Origin of the sequence: Curvivirga sp. (assembly GCF_965219885.1) — a bacterium.
Taxonomy (GTDB): domain Bacteria; phylum Pseudomonadota; class Alphaproteobacteria; order UBA8366; family Aestuariispiraceae; genus Curvivirga.
In genome coordinates this window covers 95,423-112,255 of sequence record NZ_CBDCOT010000009.1, presented here as the reverse complement: position 1 = coordinate 112,255, position 16,833 = coordinate 95,423, and the positions used below count along the sequence as shown (strand labels likewise).

The 16,833-nt window shown below is 41.9% G+C and carries 19 protein-coding genes and 1 riboswitch; of the genes, 8 read left to right on the top strand and 11 right to left on the bottom strand.

Translation table 11 applies throughout. The annotated features are described in order from the left end of the window. Nucleotides 1-66: 66 nt before the first annotated feature. From ACOQOA_RS06055 to ACOQOA_RS06040, 4 genes are read right to left on the bottom strand one after another with little or no spacing between them, the layout of a single operon-like run. Nucleotides 67-1,098, bottom strand: coding sequence for a FecCD family ABC transporter permease (locus ACOQOA_RS06055; RefSeq protein ID WP_420547751.1), 1,032 nt, complete (start codon nt 1,096-1,098; stop codon nt 67-69). Beyond that, entirely contained in the window at nt 1,098-2,066 is a 969-nt protein-coding gene (locus tag ACOQOA_RS06050; RefSeq protein ID WP_420547750.1) for an ABC transporter substrate-binding protein, read from the bottom strand. Before ACOQOA_RS06050 ends, ACOQOA_RS06055 begins: the two co-directional genes overlap by 1 nt. Beyond that, nucleotides 2,059-2,880, bottom strand: a complete 822-nt coding sequence (locus tag ACOQOA_RS06045; protein ID WP_420547749.1) for an ABC transporter ATP-binding protein — start codon at nt 2,878-2,880, stop codon at nt 2,059-2,061. Before ACOQOA_RS06045 ends, ACOQOA_RS06050 begins: the two co-directional genes overlap by 8 nt. After that, on the bottom strand, nt 2,877-3,242 hold the full coding sequence (locus ACOQOA_RS06040; RefSeq protein WP_420547748.1) for a DUF1636 family protein: 366 nt from the start codon (nt 3,240-3,242) through the stop codon (nt 2,877-2,879). Before ACOQOA_RS06040 ends, ACOQOA_RS06045 begins: the two co-directional genes overlap by 4 nt. 165 nt (nt 3,243-3,407) lie before the next feature. Continuing rightward, a riboswitch (cobalamin riboswitch) is annotated at nt 3,408-3,623 on the bottom strand. A 314-nt stretch (nt 3,624-3,937) separates the two neighbouring features. On the opposite strand from ACOQOA_RS06040, the gene ihfB reads away from it, so the two are divergent. The 4 genes from ihfB to ACOQOA_RS06020 all read left to right on the top strand — a co-directional run bounded on the left by ihfB (nt 3,938) and on the right by ACOQOA_RS06020 (nt 6,071). Then, on the top strand, nt 3,938-4,225 hold the full coding sequence (gene ihfB, locus ACOQOA_RS06035) for an integration host factor subunit beta (protein WP_420547747.1): 288 nt from the start codon (nt 3,938-3,940) through the stop codon (nt 4,223-4,225). A 97-nt stretch (nt 4,226-4,322) separates the two neighbouring features. Next, nucleotides 4,323-4,706, top strand: a complete 384-nt coding sequence (locus ACOQOA_RS06030; protein WP_420547746.1) for a LapA family protein — start codon at nt 4,323-4,325, stop codon at nt 4,704-4,706. A gap of 104 nt (nt 4,707-4,810) precedes the next feature. Next, entirely contained in the window at nt 4,811-5,311 is a 501-nt protein-coding gene (locus ACOQOA_RS06025; RefSeq protein WP_420547745.1) for a hypothetical protein, read from the top strand. A 49-nt stretch (nt 5,312-5,360) separates the two neighbouring features. After that, on the top strand, nt 5,361-6,071 hold the full coding sequence (locus ACOQOA_RS06020; RefSeq protein WP_420547744.1) for an NRDE family protein: 711 nt from the start codon (nt 5,361-5,363) through the stop codon (nt 6,069-6,071). Here the strand turns inward: ACOQOA_RS06020 and ACOQOA_RS06015 are convergent. Beyond that, nucleotides 6,050-7,078: a helix-turn-helix domain-containing protein gene (locus ACOQOA_RS06015; RefSeq protein ID WP_420547743.1), complete on the bottom strand. Its 1,029-nt coding sequence runs from the start codon at nt 7,076-7,078 to the stop codon at nt 6,050-6,052. The genes ACOQOA_RS06020 and ACOQOA_RS06015 overlap by 22 nt on opposite strands. A 146-nt stretch (nt 7,079-7,224) precedes the next feature. On the opposite strand from ACOQOA_RS06015, the gene ACOQOA_RS06010 reads away from it, so the two are divergent. Next, the gene (locus ACOQOA_RS06010) at nt 7,225-8,151 is read left to right on the top strand and encodes a DUF805 domain-containing protein (RefSeq protein ID WP_420547742.1); all 927 of its coding nucleotides are present in this window, start codon (nt 7,225-7,227) and stop codon (nt 8,149-8,151) included. Nucleotides 8,152-8,160: 9 nt separating this feature from the next. On the opposite strand, the gene ACOQOA_RS06005 is transcribed toward ACOQOA_RS06010, so the two are convergent. The 3 genes from ACOQOA_RS06005 to ACOQOA_RS05995 all read right to left on the bottom strand — a co-directional run bounded on the left by ACOQOA_RS06005 (nt 8,161) and on the right by ACOQOA_RS05995 (nt 11,921). Continuing rightward, the gene (locus ACOQOA_RS06005) at nt 8,161-8,799 is read right to left on the bottom strand and encodes a dimethylsulfonioproprionate lyase family protein (protein WP_420547741.1); all 639 of its coding nucleotides are present in this window, start codon (nt 8,797-8,799) and stop codon (nt 8,161-8,163) included. Nucleotide 8,800: 1 nt separating this feature from the next. Beyond that, nucleotides 8,801-11,575 carry a DNA polymerase I gene (gene polA / locus ACOQOA_RS06000; protein WP_420547740.1) on the bottom strand — a complete coding sequence of 925 codons (2,775 nt, stop codon included), beginning with the start codon at nt 11,573-11,575 and terminating at the stop codon, nt 8,801-8,803. Between the two features lie 145 nt (nt 11,576-11,720). Further along, the gene (locus ACOQOA_RS05995; RefSeq protein WP_155157170.1) at nt 11,721-11,921 is read right to left on the bottom strand and encodes a zinc-finger domain-containing protein; all 201 of its coding nucleotides are present in this window, start codon (nt 11,919-11,921) and stop codon (nt 11,721-11,723) included. Nucleotides 11,922-12,151: 230 nt separating this feature from the next. Here ACOQOA_RS05995 and ACOQOA_RS05990 point away from each other — a divergent pair, with 230 nt between their 5' ends. Continuing rightward, nucleotides 12,152-13,141 carry an ABC transporter ATP-binding protein gene (locus tag ACOQOA_RS05990; RefSeq protein WP_420547739.1) on the top strand — a complete coding sequence of 330 codons (990 nt, stop codon included), beginning with the start codon at nt 12,152-12,154 and terminating at the stop codon, nt 13,139-13,141. A gap of 5 nt (nt 13,142-13,146) precedes the next feature. Continuing rightward, the gene (locus ACOQOA_RS05985; RefSeq protein WP_420547738.1) at nt 13,147-13,596 is read left to right on the top strand and encodes a hypothetical protein; all 450 of its coding nucleotides are present in this window, start codon (nt 13,147-13,149) and stop codon (nt 13,594-13,596) included. Here ACOQOA_RS05985 and ACOQOA_RS05980 read toward each other — a convergent pair. Next, nucleotides 13,585-14,460: an HpcH/HpaI aldolase/citrate lyase family protein gene (locus ACOQOA_RS05980; protein WP_420547737.1), complete on the bottom strand. Its 876-nt coding sequence runs from the start codon at nt 14,458-14,460 to the stop codon at nt 13,585-13,587. The genes ACOQOA_RS05985 and ACOQOA_RS05980 overlap by 12 nt on opposite strands. Nucleotides 14,461-14,610: 150 nt before the next feature. Between ACOQOA_RS05980 and pdxY the strand changes: the two genes are divergently transcribed. Next, entirely contained in the window at nt 14,611-15,474 is an 864-nt protein-coding gene (gene pdxY, locus ACOQOA_RS05975) for a pyridoxal kinase PdxY (protein WP_420547736.1), read from the top strand. Here the strand turns inward: pdxY and ACOQOA_RS05970 are convergent. Continuing rightward, a complete protein-coding gene (locus tag ACOQOA_RS05970; RefSeq protein WP_420547735.1) occupies nt 15,453-15,761 on the bottom strand; it encodes a transcriptional regulator in 309 nt (102 codons plus the stop codon). The two genes, pdxY and ACOQOA_RS05970, sit on opposite strands and share 22 nt — an antisense overlap. A gap of 3 nt (nt 15,762-15,764) precedes the next feature. Continuing rightward, nucleotides 15,765-16,778: a hypothetical protein gene (locus ACOQOA_RS05965; protein ID WP_420547734.1), complete on the bottom strand. Its 1,014-nt coding sequence runs from the start codon at nt 16,776-16,778 to the stop codon at nt 15,765-15,767. Nucleotides 16,779-16,833 lie beyond the last annotated feature (55 nt).

Here is a 16,833-nt window from a genome sequence, read left to right as displayed (position 1 = left end):
TAGGGCCGTCCCATTGGGGCGGCCCTTTCTTTTTTAGTAGTCAGAATGATTATCTGAAGTGAAATATTAGCGAACGCGTTTTCGTGTTACTAAGAAGATCACAAAGATTGCACCTAATGCAGCGGTGACAACACCGATCGGCAATTCCTGTGGGGCAAGTAGTAAACGGCTGACAATATCACTTAATACAACTAAGACAGCGCCGAAAAGGGCGCAAACTATCAACATTGCCCCGTGCAGTGGACCGACAACAGCACGCGCCAGATGAGGTATCATAAGCCCAACAAAGCCGATTACGCCGACAAGAGCCACAAACAGGCCAGTGCTGATTGCGCAGATGATAAAGATTTCGACTCGTATTTTTTTAGGATCAACCCCAAGACTGTGAGCTGTATCATCCCCGGCAAGTAGAGCATCTAAAGCGCGTCTTCTAAAAGCAAAGAAAGACATTAATAAAGTAAAGCTTGCTATGGCAAAGCCAATTGTTTCCCAACGCGCAAGGCCTAGACCGCCAAGAGACCAAAAGACCACGGAATGGGCTGCACGTTGATCGCCTGCGAAGACCAGGTAGTTTGTGATCGCTGTAAATAGAAATGAAACAGCAAGACCTGCAAGGATTAATCTTTCTGGTCCGGTATGTATGGTTCTGGTGACAAGCACTAACACAACAGAAGCAGAGAGCAGCCCACCTAGGAAGGCAGCAATGGGAAGGGTCCAAATGCCCAGAAAATCACCGGTCACGGTGATAACAAAGACGGCCCCCGCCGCAGCGCCAGAAGAAAGACCAAATAGGAATGGGTCTGCAAGGTCATTCCGCGTGGCTGTTTGTAGGAGCCCACCAACAACAGCGAGACCACCACCGACAAGAGCCGCAAGTATCATACGAGGTAATCTTAAATCCAGAATGATCTTTGTCATTGGTTTATTGGCTGGCTCCAAACCGAATAAAGTAGCGAGATCAGGCCCTAAAAAAGCGGCTATAACTGTTTCAAAGGTAATCGCTGTACTACCTGTTGCAATTCCATATGGCATGGCGACGGCCAGGACGAGCCCAGCCGCAACACATACCAATGCAAATGGAAATCTGCGAATAACCATCAGAAGCTTTCAGGATTCATCGCAGCAGCGATTTTGCGAATAGCTTCAATATTTGCAGGTCCTGGTGTTAATTCGGCATAACGTAATGCAACAAAACGCCCGTTTTTAACGGCATCTGTTTCACTCATGACTGGATGAGATTTTAAGAAATCCATCAAGCCAGCGGCACCACTACCATCTTGGCTATAATCTAATAAAACTAAAAATTCTGGATTTCTGGAAGCAACGGTTTCCCAGTTTGCACGTCCCCAGCTTGTGTCCATATCGTCTAAAATGTTTTTACCACCTGCAGCTTCGATCATTGCTGTGGGGATTGCGTATTTGCCCGCTGTAAACGGTTTTTCATCACCACTGTCATATAGAAACACACGTGTTCCAGCATTTTCACCAACAGCTTCTTTGATGCTTGCAAGTTCTTTTTTCCAACCATCAACTAAAGCGTCGGCTTCTTGTTCTTTGTCAAAAACTTTACCAAGGCGTAGCATGTCATCAAATAACAAATCCATAGACGCAGCTTTTTTGTTTTTATCTAAATGAACACAGCTTTCTGTGAGTTCTAGTGTTTGAATACCATGCTGAGATAGAATATCAGGTGTTACTTCACCGCCCGGTTTCATGCCATAATACCAACCTGCAACAAACAAATCAGGTTCAGCCGCCAATAAGTTTTCCAATGAAGGATATTTAGGGGCAAGCTCAGGAACGCCACCTAATTTTTCAAGAAGGGCAGGGCCTTCAGTTTTGTACCAGCCAGTTACGCCTGTTACACCAACCATTTTGTCTTGTAGATTAAGAGCCATCGCCATCTCATTCATATTTAAGTCATGAACGATAACTTTGCTTGGCGCTGTGTCGAAGGTCACCTCACGACCACAACTATCGACCGTTATATTATCAGCCATAGCGACTTGTGCACCAATGAGCAAAGGTGCTGCTAATAATGCAGAAAGAGCAAAAGACTTACGCATATGTAAATTCCTTTTCAGTTTGTATATCAGTTTCTAAGTGAGGAGCCTCATAAACCCGGAGAGGCTTTCCGGTAACAGGATGGAGGACATCAAGAGTTTCCATTCCAAATACATCCCGTACAATAGCAGGAGATAAGCTTTCTGATGGGGATCCATCAGATATAATTTTTCCTTGTCGAACAACAATCACACGATCCGCAAAATCATGTACGAGAGATAAATCATGTAATACAGCGATGACGGTTGAAGGTAAGCCTTTGACCAATTTGAGGATGTCTGCTCTAGCCCGTAAATCAAGGTGATTGGTCGGTTCGTCCAGCAACAACAATTCTGGCTGTTGTGCAATAGCACGTGCTAGGGAGGTACGTTGCCGTTCTCCGCCAGATAATGTTTGAATTGTTTGATCTTTGAACTTTTCTAAGCCACAAATTTGAATGGCTCTATCAATTTGATCTCTGTCTTCCTTGGCTTTTGAGGAATGTTGATGAGGAATACGACCCAGAGACACATATTCTTCTACAGATAGTAGAGGTTCAATTTGTTCAGATTGTGCCATGACCGCCATTAACTGCGCGCGCTTAAGAGGTGGAATGGCGGATAAAGGCATATCATGCAATTTGATCTCACCCATAGCTGGATTTAATCTGCCGGATAGATGTTTTTGCAATATTGATTTACCTGCGCCATTGGGACCAACAATGGCTATTTTCTCTCCTATTTTTACAGTAAGGGATACGCTATCCAATAGTATCTTGCCTTTTGTATCTTTGAAGCCAAGTTTATTGCAGGAGAGTATAGTCATTTGCGGTTTCATGATTGATGACCTTTGTCTTTCAGCTCAAATATGCTGGCAGGAATTCGGGCAATTGTTTTTTTATAGAGAGCTTTGGGGCGTTCTGATGCATTCGTCCAACCATTCGGCCGATTTTTGTATTGCATAGTGAATTCAGTTAAGGCTTTCACATCTTCATCTGAAGAGATATGTCCGAATAGATAGCTCGCTTTTCCAGTATCCGTGATGCCAACAGAAATTGAGTGCTCACATGCAGCCAAGCATTTAACTTGCTGTATTTTGATATCATTATCCAGTCCCGCTTGTAAGCGTTCAACGAGTTGGGTTGGGCTTAAATTTTCAATGTTTTTGGATTTACAATGTGAACAAACGGATATGATCATTACATCACCATATACCGATGTAAATTAGCACATAGACATTGCCCATTTAACTTTTGGGAATTTCTAATAAGGCTTACATCATTACCCAAACAGATATGGGGTTTTTGATGCTCAGCCTCTAAAAGCAGGAAACGCATTTATTGACCTCCCCGGCACACCTCGTCCGGATTAAGTTATATATGCGGCAGGTCTCCTGGCTGACAGATCTGACGTTTCCCCATCCTTCCCAATCAAAATAGATCAGTGGTTTATAGGGTTCACTTTCTGCTTACAGTTGCGAGGGCAGCTTCGGCTTTGGCTTCTGATGAATACACCGCACCGTATTCCCTTTTAATCTCAAATCAGTTTTCTTCATTGAGAACCGTAGAGCCTACTTACAGAAAATTGAAAATGAGCTCAAGAAGAAAATTATTCGCATTCTAAACTAGGAGGAGAAGTAACACTCATGCGCGAATTGCAATATTCAGACGATTTCTTGCGGTTTTATGCGTGGAATCTGATATATTTCATGAAATTACGCAGACTCTACTTGACCTGAAGCGGTTGTTTTGGCTAAGCTTTTAAAAGTTATGATGATTTTTCAGTGCCATAGAGCTAAAGGTGTAATTGAAAAATCGTTTGAAGCAGGGTCGAAGGCAAATTATTCGTTGCACTCATTGCACCTTTGACATGGGATTATACAACTGGAGCCCGACATGACACGTTCAGAACTGATCGCTCGTATTGCTCAACAAAATCCGCATTTGTATCATCGCGATGTTGAGCGCATTGTCACCACCATCTTTGATGAAATTACCGATGCCTTATGTCAGGGCGACCGTGTTGAGTTACGCGGATTTGGTGCCTTTTCCGTAAAACATCGTGAAGCGCGTGTTGGTCGTAATCCGCGTACAGGTGAATCTGTAAGTGTTGATGCAAAGGCGGTTCCATTCTTTAAGACAGGTAAACTTTTGCGTGAACGCCTAAATGGCGATGACGAATAACTTAAAGATTTTCCTCTTCTATGTCCTGTGATAAGCTTCTTTCGTCGGGGAAGAAGCTTTCCTAGTTTTTCATTATATCTCATAAGGATGTCTGTATATGCGTATCATCAATTGGATTCTATTGTTTCCATTGGTTTTGATCGCAATATCCTTCGCGGTTTCGAATCGCGGAGCGACTGAACTTACGCTTTGGCCATTTCCTTTTTCCGTTGAAATGCCATTGGTGTTATTCGGCTTTATTATGATGTTAATTGGTTTTCTAGCTGGTGGTTTCGCAAGTTGGATGGCTGGGCAGAATAAACGTAAAGAAGCACGTGATACCCGTAAAAAAGCCAACGCTTTAGATAAAGAAGTCCAATCTTTACGATCTGAATTAAAAACTGAAAAACAGTTAGAGACTGAAATCAATGAGGCTGTTCTCCCTGTTCCTTCTGATACAGAAAAACTGCCAGCGCATTCAAAATGGTCTGCAAGTAATTAAAGTACTTTCCTCACAATAAGTTGAGACAGAGTTTATGCCTTTTTAGGGCGAAGTATCTCTATACTCTTCCTAAATAAATATTAATTTTAGGCGGAGACACATCTATGCTAAAAGACGCATTATTGAAATGTCTGGATCAAGTTCTGGATATTATTTCAATTGTGGAGGGGTTAGAGCAGGATCATCAACAAGAAGTATATGTAGAAGTCGGAATTGGGAGACATATTCGCCATATTGCAGACCATCTTCAAGCATTTATACCTGCTGTTGAGAGTGGCGTTCTTGATTATAACCTCCGTCGTCGTGGCCATAGTTGTGAAGAAAATGTTGTGTCAGCCCGTGAGATGCTAGAGGCGCTTTACATCAATATCCAACAAGTTTCCTTTAGAGAGCAAGATCTTGAAGTGATTTCGGAAATTGATGTTTCAGCTTGCCAAACCAGCAGTTTTAAATCGAATGTATCTCGCGAAGTACTATATCTTATCAATCATACAATTCATCATACCGCATACATTAGTTTGCTTGCTAAGACCCGGAATGTTACGTTGCCAGCCTCAATTGGCCTTGCGCCGGCAACAGCAACATTCTTAAGAGCTGCTAGTTAATATGTGTACTTTGACCATCTTCCCAACCCTGAATGGGGCTGTGTTAACAATGAATCGTGACGAAGGCCGCTTTCGTGATGAAGCTAATCGATTACAAGTAGGACACGGTTTATGCTATCCGGTGGACCCTGTCTCAAATGGGACTTGGGTTGGTATGAATGAAGATGGGATGGCTGCTGGATTACTTAACCATTATCAAGGTCAGCATCGCGCTGATGTTGCAAAGTCCCGGGGGATATTGATCCCAGAAATCTTAAAGAAAAATACTTTGGAAGAAGTCGCAAGTTATTGTGGGTCACTAAGTCATAGGGACTTTAACCCATTTGATCTTGTGGTTTATAAAGAGAGCCAAGTTTATCATTTTACTTGGAGCGGGGAAGAGACGTTCTCAAAGCAGATTTCTTTAAATGAAGGCTTCTTTTTGACATCATCTGGTGAGCGTTTAGCTGAAATTATTGAATATCGTTCTGAATTATTTAAAGCCTATCAGGACGAATATCTTGGCTACCCTCATATGCCCGCAGTCGTAATGTCCTCCTTACATCTCTCTCAAGATGCAAATGATCCTGGACGATCAATTCTGATGCGTCGTGGGAATGCACATACAAAAAGTATAACCCAAATTCGCATTGCGCCGAATCTAGCTGCTATGCGCTATTGGCCAGAAGTCTGTTTCAACGAAGTTGGGAATGGTATCGACGAAGCATTTGCACTCGACTTTAGTTATGATAATGCCCCTCAACTTGCAGGGCTTGTTTGATTTTGTCTGTAATCGCTTGGACTAGATCCAGTAATTCTTTGAAATTCCCTGTTAAAATTTGACTTGGTATTAAAACCAACTTGCAGAAAAATTGAAGTCACAGATTGATCGGCCGATCGCAGAAGTGTCATTGCATCTTTGATACGATACTCATTCACGACTTTGGAAATATTTTGTCCGTAAAATTGATTAATCGCATTTGACAAATCACGTGTGGGGATACCAAGTTTTCTGGATAAACGCCCCAAAGTCAGATCGGGGTCAAGATACACTTTTTTGTCCTTCATTAGGTGGGTAAATTTCGAAATCACCTCATGTATTTCTTTATCTGAAATTTCCGCCTTATCGGATGCGATTTCCATAGTTTGACTGTTTTCGCGTGATTTTTGTGTTGCATGACAAATTAAGATCACACTTAAGGCGAGGCATGGAAGAAGGATAATATGTCCGACTGAAAGAATATATGGAACTGATTTACCATTGTTTATTGAGAAGTCTATCGCAATTGCTAGATCGATTCCTGCAGAGAAAATAAGCATGAATCCTGCTATTCTTTTTGAGTTTCTAGCCCAGTTCAATTCTGATAGGCGTATATTTTCAGGAATTTGTTTTGTTTGTAATGACGAATAGATTAGAGCGCTTCCGTAGCTTAAATATAGAAGCGATAAAGCAAAATCAAAGGGCGGTAACCAATAGAGGCTTGTAGCTGAAGCAAAAGCAATAATTGCTAATGGTACGAAATGTAGTTTAGAGAATGCTCTGTCTTTCTCTGCTTGCGAGAAATAGTGCCATGCCGAAATCGGTATACTTGCAGCAAGCACTGGTTGAATAAACTGAAGAATATAACTGTCAAAACTCCATCTTATACCCACAATTGTTGTCATCATTGCACATAGGCATAAAAATCCGATAGCCATACGTTTTTGATCTGGTCTTAGAATTAAGACAATAACTGCTAACATTATGTATAAAATAGAAGCCACGAATGGCACAGGTATGGCCAACATAATAAATTCCAATATTATAAAGTCGGATCGATCTTATCCGCTTCTCGTCCTAAATCAATATGTTGGACGTCCTAAATCGTGATCTAGGACGCTAATTTCTGCAACTCCTTCTAATCTTGGGGAAATTCTGAGATAGGAGTAAGAAAATGCAGGAATTTATTTATGCGTGGAAAACTTGTTTGCAATTTGACGGACGCGTATCTCGTGTTCTTTATTGGCGATTTTTTCTCGTGAATGCTGTCGTATCATTTGTCTTAATTTTGTTGGAGATTAATGTCGTCGGCTTTACATGGCTAGAAGTTGGATATGGTGTTACGAGTTTACTTCCATCCATATCCATGACAGTGAGACGCTTACGCGATACCGGGCGTTCAAGTTGGTGGATGATGATAATCCTGATTCCGGCAGGTATTATAGTGCTAGCTTATTTTTTGTGCCAACGAACAGCGGAAAAAAATCAAAAATCAGGACAGCTTCCTATTGGTATTATGGCGACTTTCGCCATTTTTTGTCTTATTGGGTTGACCCCACTGATCTATGCAATGAACCTGCCTTCACCTTACTCCTCATATAATTTGTTAAAAGGATTTGAGGATCATTCAGCACTAGCTGTAACAAAAAATATGAACTTTAAATTAAAGGCCATAGAAATCCCAGCCAACGCGAAGGGTATTCTTTATTTTCCCAAACCATCAGTCGGTGCGTTGAATAAACTACATGGGTTAAAGGCAGAAGGCGTATACATCACCACAGATAACAATGGGGATGAATGTGTTGTGAGAAATATCCCAATGATTGCAGGCAAATTTGGGTATAGTCAGTTTGGATATGCTGAAACAACTTCAATTGAGATGATCATTTTTGATAACCAAGCATCCGACGCATTGCAGAAAGGCAGTCAAATAGACAGCCGTGATTTTAATATTGCCACTGATCAATATAAGGAGGGGGCGGACATACAGATCAAGTCACTTACCGATATAAGAGGCTATAGATTTCTTATCCATCCGCGGCGTGCATGGACCAGTTGGTTGCATGGGCCGCGTATCTCTCCAGAATGTGAAAAGATATAGAGGTAGAAACTATTGCGGGTTCCCGTGAAAATCGGTTTCCGTGAAGAGAACAGGTGCATTTGGTCCACCATACCACGCCCAAAGCGCAATGATTGGATCATCTCCTGTTCGCATTGCATGCACTTGTTCACGGTCATGTAAAATGAACTCACCCGGCTTATGCGGCATCCAATCTTCATCTCCACGTTTCCAATAAGCAGTACCATGTAAGACATGATATAACTCTACACTATCGTGGAAGTGTGGTGCATAATAATAACCGGGTGCTTGAATGAATATCCCGGCATTGATGCTTGGATGCTCATACATCGCATCACCAAAACCTCCAACAGGGCCTAATATCTGGGCAAAGGTAATATGCCTACTGTAATCTGGAAAACGTTTATCTAGGTCACCGAAATCATACCATCTGATTTTATTTTCAAGTTCCAATAAAGCCACTTTCAAAGCGCTATGTTGAGGTAATGTCTCTTTATGTAAGAATTCCCCAAACATGGTTTGAAGATCATGGGATTGCGGTTTGTAACTTTCAACCAATTGTCCTTCGGATTTTAAACCTTCAAGATAATTGGCAAAGTGTATATCCAGCTCCTGATGTTGGGGACGCGCATTTGAATAAAGATCAATAACAGCTTTTTGAAAACTCATTTTAATGTGCCTCCCGCCAGTTATCGGCGATACCTGCATCTACGACAAGCGGTAAACTTAAGCTCAATGCCGGTTCTGCTGCCTTTTCCATCGTGGATTTAAGGAGTGTTGCAACCTCTTCTGCTTTTGCTTCCGGGCATTCAAAGATCAATTCATCATGCACTTGCAACAGCATCTTCACATCATCATGCCCGTTTGATTTCAAAATACCCGGGATGCGGATCATGGCACGTTTAATGACATCAGCTGCAGATCCCTGAATAGGGGCATTAATTGCCTGACGCTCACCATGATTACGGCGCATCGGGTTTTTATCATTGATACTGTTGATATGGATACGACGACCAAAAATAGTTTCTACATAGCCATTCGCACGGCAATCTTCGATGGTTTTATCCATAAATTTGCGGATACCCGGGAAACGTTCAAAATAGCTATCAATAAATTGTTTGGCTTCCGTACGACTAACATCCAGTTGGTTCGCAAGACCAAAGGCGGACACACCATAGATAATACCAAAGTTAATAGCTTTGGCGTTTCGGCGCATCATTGGATCCATGCCTTCGACAGGGACGCCAAAGACCTCTGATGCTGTCATGGCATGAATATCGATACCATCACGGAAAGCTGCTTGCATGGTTTCAAGGCCTGCAATTTCTGCAATCAAACGAAGTTCAATTTGGCTATAATCAAGTGCGAGCAATTTATGACCTGGTTTTGCAATAAAGGCTTCGCGGATTTTACGGCCTTCTTCGGTGCGTACTGGAATATTTTGTAAATTTGGATCAGTGGAGCTTAAGCGACCAGTTTGCGCCCCAGTCATCATATAGGATGTATGAACACGTTTGCTGGCTGGGTTAATCTCACGTAATAAAGCTTCGGTATAGGTAGAACGCAGTTTACTTAATCCACGCCATTCTAGGATTTTAGCAACGATTGCATGTTCATGTGCCAAGCTCTCCAAGACGTCGGCGCTTGTAGAATAGCTACCGGTTTTGGTTTTCTTCCCACCGGAAAGTTCCAATTTTTCAAACAGGATTTCACCCATTTGTTTAGGGGAACCAATATTAAATTCTTCTCCTGCTAATTCATGAATTTCTTTTTCAAGCTCTGCAATACGGTCTGCAAAATCAGCGGAAAGTTGAGTGAGGTGAGCTGGATCAACCAACACGCCTTCTTGTTCCATATCCGAAAGAATTTTGGTTAAGGGGCGTTCGATTGTCTCGTAAAGCGTTGTCAGCTTTTCCTGTAACAATTGCGGTTTAAGTATTTCCCATAAGCGTAAGGTTACATCTGCATCTTCTGCGGCATAGTCGCGTGCTTTATCTAATTCCACATAATCAAAGGTAACTTGTTGTTTGCCTTTACCTGCGACTTCTTCAAATTTAATAGGTTTTACACCTAGGTGAAGTTCGGCCAATTCATCCATACCATGACCATGTATTCCACCTTCAAGCACAAAACTTAACAACATTGTGTCATCAACAGGGGAGACATTCACCCCATTACGGGCAAAAATGGTCATATCATATTTGATATTCTGACCAATTTTAAGAACACCAACATCTTCCAGAAGTGGTTTTAATATCTCAAGCGCACGGGCTTTATTGATTTGTTTGGGGGCTTCTTCTTCCGAGCCACCACCAAGTAAATCACCCTGAACAACTTTCGCCTTATGATCTACGGGGATATAGCAAGCTTTACCTGCAACAGAACAAAGGGAAATACCAACCAACTCAGCGACATTTTGATTCACACTTGTGGTTTCTGTATCAACCGCCACATGTCCAACGGAATAGGCTTCATCAATCCATTTTTGGAGCGTTTCTTCATCTTGAACCAAGCTGTATTCTGCTTTGATTTCTGCTTTTTTTACTTCATTGAATTTACCATGGTCATGGCTTTCAAATTTGGAAATTAAACGTTTGAATTCCATTTCACGTAAGAAATCAAGAAGCTTGTTTTCATCTAATGGACGGCGTTTCAGGTCAGATAGGGGAACTTCTACATCCACATCTTGCTTTAATGTCACCAACTCCTTGGAGATACGCGCAAGATCGGCCTGTTCCATCAATTTTTCACGGCGCTTTGGCTGTTTGATTTCCTCAGCACGATCCAGCAGGCTTTCCAGATCACCATATTCATCAATCAATTGTGCGGCTGTTTTGATGCCAATACCTGCAACACCCGGTACGTTATCGGCACTATCTCCGGCCAATGCTTGTACATCTACTACGCGATCTGGTCCAACGCCAAATTTCTCAACCACTTGTTCTGGGCCGATCTTGATGTTTTTCATTGGATCCCACATGGAAATTCCATCACCCACCAATTGCATCAAATCTTTATCTGATGAGACAATGGTGACTTCTGCCCCAAGATCGCGTGCTTGGCGGGCATAGGTTGCGATCAGATCGTCTGCCTCAAAACCTTCCATATCAACAGCGGGCAGATTAAAGGCTTCGGCGGCTTCACGAATTAGAGAAAATTGCGGTTTTAGGTCATCCGGTGCTTCCGGGCGATGTGCTTTATAGTCAGGATAAATTTCTGAGCGGAAACCTGCGCGCGCGCGATCAAACATAACTCCGACATAATCTGCATCAGTATCTTCCACCAATTTATGGATCATGGTGGAAAAACCAAATACGGCATTAGTTGGTGTGCCATCCGCTTTACTCATTGGCGGCAATCCAAAATAAGCACGGAAAATATAGCCCGATCCATCAATCAGATAGACATGTCTTGGTTTGTTGCTATCGGCATTGGTATCGGACATTGAATTTCCCTTATGCTGGCTGAAATAGATACAGCAGATTTATCGTTAAATTTGGAGATAGTCTAAACAGATTCGGGGTGAGTTAAACCCACCCCGAAATTGAAACTTAATTTATCTGAGAAGCTATACTTAGCCTAGATAAAACTTAGTGGTGACCACCAACTTTTGCGCCTTCTTTCAGCACAAAACGTTTGTCGCAATAAGGGCAGTCAACAAAGTTCTCTTTATCTTGTGTAATGGTTAGATAAACTTTTGGATGGCCCAATGCGCCCCCACCACCGTCACAGGAAACTTTTAAACTTTCAACTTCAACTGTTTCCGGTTGGTTAATATCTGGTGCCTGCATGGAGGAAACTCCCCGTTTATTAGTTCTTTAAACTATGGTTTAATCCTGATCTGTTTCTTGATAAGAATAAGTCTTTAGAGAGCTTTTCTTCGCAAGACAGCTTGTAAAAATATACATAACTCCATAAATCAATAATGTCAGCCCAAATTTTGTCTAATGTCTGAATAATGGATGGAAATGATAGGGGGGCAATGCGGGTTTGAAATACGTATAGTTAAGGAAATAATTCAATGGGCAGTTCAGCCATTTCAAAAGGTGCTGCAGTTCCGACACCGGAATATGCGATCAACATTAAAGGTCTGACCAAAAAATATAAGCCACAAGGTAAAGCACCGGGTAAACTGGCGCTGGATAATGTTGATTTGGCAATCCCAAGAGGGAGCCTATTTGGATTGCTTGGCCCAAATGGTGCGGGCAAGTCCACCATGATTAATATCATGGCGGGTCTGGTTTTAAAAACAACGGGCAGTGTTGAGATTTGGGGCACGGATATTGATGAACATCCCCGTAACGCAAAAGCATCTATTGGTATTGTGCCGCAAGAGTTAAATATCGATCCTTTCTTCACACCAGAAGAATTAATGAATATTCATGCGGGCATGTATGGGGTGCGTAAAAAAGATCGCCGCACCGAAGAGATTTTGAAATCCGTTGGCCTTTGGGATAAACGCGATGCCTATGCCCGTACACTTTCTGGCGGTATGCGGCGCCGTATGTTGATTGGTAAGGCGATGGTACATAATCCACCTATTCTGGTTTTAGATGAGCCAACCGCAGGTGTGGATATTGAATTGCGTCAACAGCTTTGGGAAAATGTGGTGGAACTTAACAAGCGTGGCACCACGATCCTTTTGACCACCCATTATCTGGAAGAAGCCGAAGAACTTTGTGATGAAATTGCCATCATCAATCACGGCACTGTGGTTGCCCATGATGATAAGAAAAAGCTTTTAGGTCGTTTGGATGCGAAAACATTAAAACTGTCTGTACGTGAAGATTTATCAGAAGCACCAGAAGCTTTGGCGAAATTTAAACCAAGCCTGAAAAAAGAAAGCGATGGTCTGACTTATATTACCATCAGCTATAAGCCATCTGAGGTAACAGCTGGTGATATTATTACGGCGACAACAGGCGCAAACCTATCCATCGTTGATGTTTCCACCGAAGAAACAGATTTGGAAGATATCTTCTTGCAATTAACGTCGCAGGCAGCTGCATAAGTTATATGCAATTCACCTATAATCCTGAAACCTACTGTATTGAAACAGACGATCCTGAAATTTTCATTCAGGCGTATGATTATGACAGAATGCATGGCATGAGTTTTGTGGTTAATTACTTTGGTATAAAAGTAGGTTTTAGAACATCACATGAAGTGCGTGAAAGTGGAAGTTTGAAATTAGATGATGGGACATATGTTTGGTTAATTGGGGTTGTTGCGGAGGAATTACGCAAGAATAGTCGCGCATCTGGCAAGTGGCGATATGAGAAAATTTCAGATGAATATTTTTTCAAATCAAAGGAGGAACAGGTGAAAATCTGCTCTGTGTTGTTGGAAGCGTTAGAAAATTTTTCAGGTCATTTTGCACGTAAAGAACAATATAGTCTTATTAAGGCGGAATTTACGAAAGAGGCGCAGGAAAAGCTTGATGCAGGTGCGTTTCTAGCTGTCTGAATTTTGAATTGCTTGATAGAGGTCCAGTATACGCTGGGCCTCTTTTGCATGAAGGCCTTCGATTAATTTTCCATTCAGCAAAGCAACTGCTTTCTTCTCTGCTTTGGCGGCATCGAAAGCTTCAATGACATCTTTTGCATGGCTTATTTCTTCTGCGCTTGGGGCAAAGACTTCATTGGCGATATCCAGATTTTTAGGATGGATCAGGCTTTTGCCATCAAAACCCATAGCTAAGGCTTGTTCGCAAGACTGTCGCAATCCATCCAGATTATGTACATCCGTATAAACCCCATCAATTACCGCAAGGCCATATGCACGTGCCGCAAGGATGCAGCGTTGCATGGAAAATTGCAGCTGGCTACGATCCGCATCAGGTTTTACCCGTAAATCTTTTGCTAAATCTTCCAATCCTAATAAAAGGCCCGCCATACGTTTATGTGATTTGGCGATATCTTTGGCATTTAGAATACCTTTGGGTGTTTCCATCATACACCAGATTTTCAAATTATCTGGCGCGCCCGCCCGTTCCAATATATCCACCGATTTTTGAACGCGTTTTGCTGTATTTACTTTAGGCAACATGATTGCATGGGCACCCGAATGGGCCATGATGCGTAAATCATCTTCCCCCCATGGGGTATCAATGGCATTCACCCGGACGATAATTTCGCGATCGCCATAACCACCTTCTTTTAGATGATTTAGAATTTCCTGACGTGCCTCTATTTTGGCTTCAGGTGCAACCGCATCTTCCAGATCCATGATAATCGTATCAACTTTCAGATTACGTCCTTTATCAAGTGCACGGGCATTTGAGCCCGGCATATAAAGCATGGAACGGCGTGGACGATTATCAATGGACATAACGTGGCCTCATCATAAATATAGACTTAGAAGTGAGAGTATAAACCTGCTCTATTATCTGGCAAGTTACTCTTTTATTTCAATCAGTAACAAGATTTGGGAATTGAAATAAGAATCGACAGGCCTTGGATTTTGGCTATGCTGCGCCTTATGTCGATACTTACTATTCAAAGTCATGTCTCATATGGACATGTGGGAAATGCCGCAGCTGTCTTTCCGCTACAACGCCTTGGCTATGAAGTCTGGCCTGTAAATACAGTTTTGTTTTCAAATCATGCAGGTTACCCAACCGTAAAGGGGCCGGTATTGCCTGCCCAAGATGTTGCAGATGTTATCCAAGGGATTGGGGAACGTGGGGTGTTTTCATCCTGTGAGGCTATTCTTTCAGGATATCTGGGTTCTGTGGAATTAGGGGAGGTTGTTTTATCGGCAGTAAAGCAAGTTCAAGAAGCTAATAATTCTGCACTATATTGTTGTGATCCTGTGATGGGGGATAGAGGTAAAGACATTTACGTACATCCGGATATCCCGGATTTCATTGGTCGAGAGGTTTTACCAAAGGCCGATATTCTTATTCCCAATCATTTTGAGTTGGAAACATTAAGTGGATCTTCCTTAACAACAATATCTGATATTATATCCGCAACCCGTAAGTTGATAGAGGTCGGCCCGGATGTTGTGATTGTGACAAGTGTTGAGACCTCTTCGGATGATCCCGATACGATCTCGATGCTTGCAGTGTCGAAAGATCAAGTTTTTAAAGTTCAAACACCAAAACTTCCTTTTGATATTCAACCTAGTGGATCAGGTGATTTGTCTGCCGCCATATATCTTGCGCATTATTTAAAATGTAAGAAAGTGGACCAGGCATTGGCACAAATGGTGGCATCTGTTTATAGCTTGCTGCATGAAACATTAGCGATGAAAAGCGACGAAATAGCACTTATTAAAGCGCAGGATATGATCTCAGAACCGCGTTTCACATTTGATGTTCAGGAATTGTCGGTTTCTTGAAGGTGAGACAGCCAAAGCCTTAAAGCTTTCTCATAGTCATTAAATGCACGACGACCACTGTCTGATAGTTGATAGAGAGTATAGGGGCGTCCATCATCCGTAATCATTTGGCTATGTAGATAGCCTTCATTACTTAGTTTCTTCAGATGAGCATCAAGATTTCCATCTGTAATGTTTAAGAGTGCCTTTAGCTGTTTAAAGCTGCGTGGCTCCATGACGAGTGATATGGCTATGCGTGTTCGGACAGGTTGGTGGAATATGGGATCCAGTTTAGGATATGGGGGCATAATCTAAACATCCTTTAAGATAAATGTTTGATTATGCTGATCCCATGTCCATAAGGGGGAACTTGATTTTAAATGAACACCTCCCAACCATTCATCGCGATCCAGATTATCAAATGCTGTTGCTCTCTCCTCTAAAACCTGATTGCCATATGTGGTAGGGATGAGTTCTTGCTCCTCAAATGGTGTGGGTCCTGCTTCATATTTAGGGGCAAACCAAAAAGCCTCATCAGATTGAGTTGTTAAAAGCGGTGTTTCGCCGGAACATAATTTTTCGATTAATATATAGCTATACCAATCCCCAATATATAGACGGTCTTCCAGCTCCATATTCTGACGGAATATATCAACAGGTGTGTTTATGCCCTCTTTTACAAGGTTCAAGAGTTGGTATTCACTGCGTGTTAAGCCGTTTTGTGCGTTCGGGTATTCTTCAAAATGTCGGAATAGTGCAGCTTTTAACAACGGGAAAGAAGTGTGGTCAGATTTTGAAAAGCTTAGTAATTCATTTGGATGATTACTTGTAAATGCTTTCCATCCTTTTGAGGCAATATCTAAATCCATATTTGTAATATTTGATTTCGTGGAAGATAGGTTGGAAATTTGATCTGTATTTAGTTGCCCTAATCCGCGGAAATGACTGATCTCTTTATGCTTATCGATACAGATCATGTATAACTTGGATGGATCAATGTGCATTTGATGTAATTGATCAAGTATTTGAAGTATTTGTAACTGGTCTAGTAGATCATGTTCAAACCAAAGAATGATGTCTTCATATTTATCAGCAGCAAGTATATGAGCATCACGCAATTGGAAATCACGAATGACATCTTCTATATTAAGTCCAAAACCGGATAAATATTTTGCGCGTATTTGGCTGACAGACGTTAGGTCCGATTCAACTGAAAAAGGGCCATGATGCATCGGATCGCGCCAAGGTAAAACGTCACCTTTAAGGTTACTTGCCTTTATTAAGTTTGCTGTCGCATCCCCGTTTGTAATGTGTAAAGTTTCCATTCTTTCTGCCAATCAATCATTACTCTGAAATTCAGAGTAATTTAACTCTGTTTTT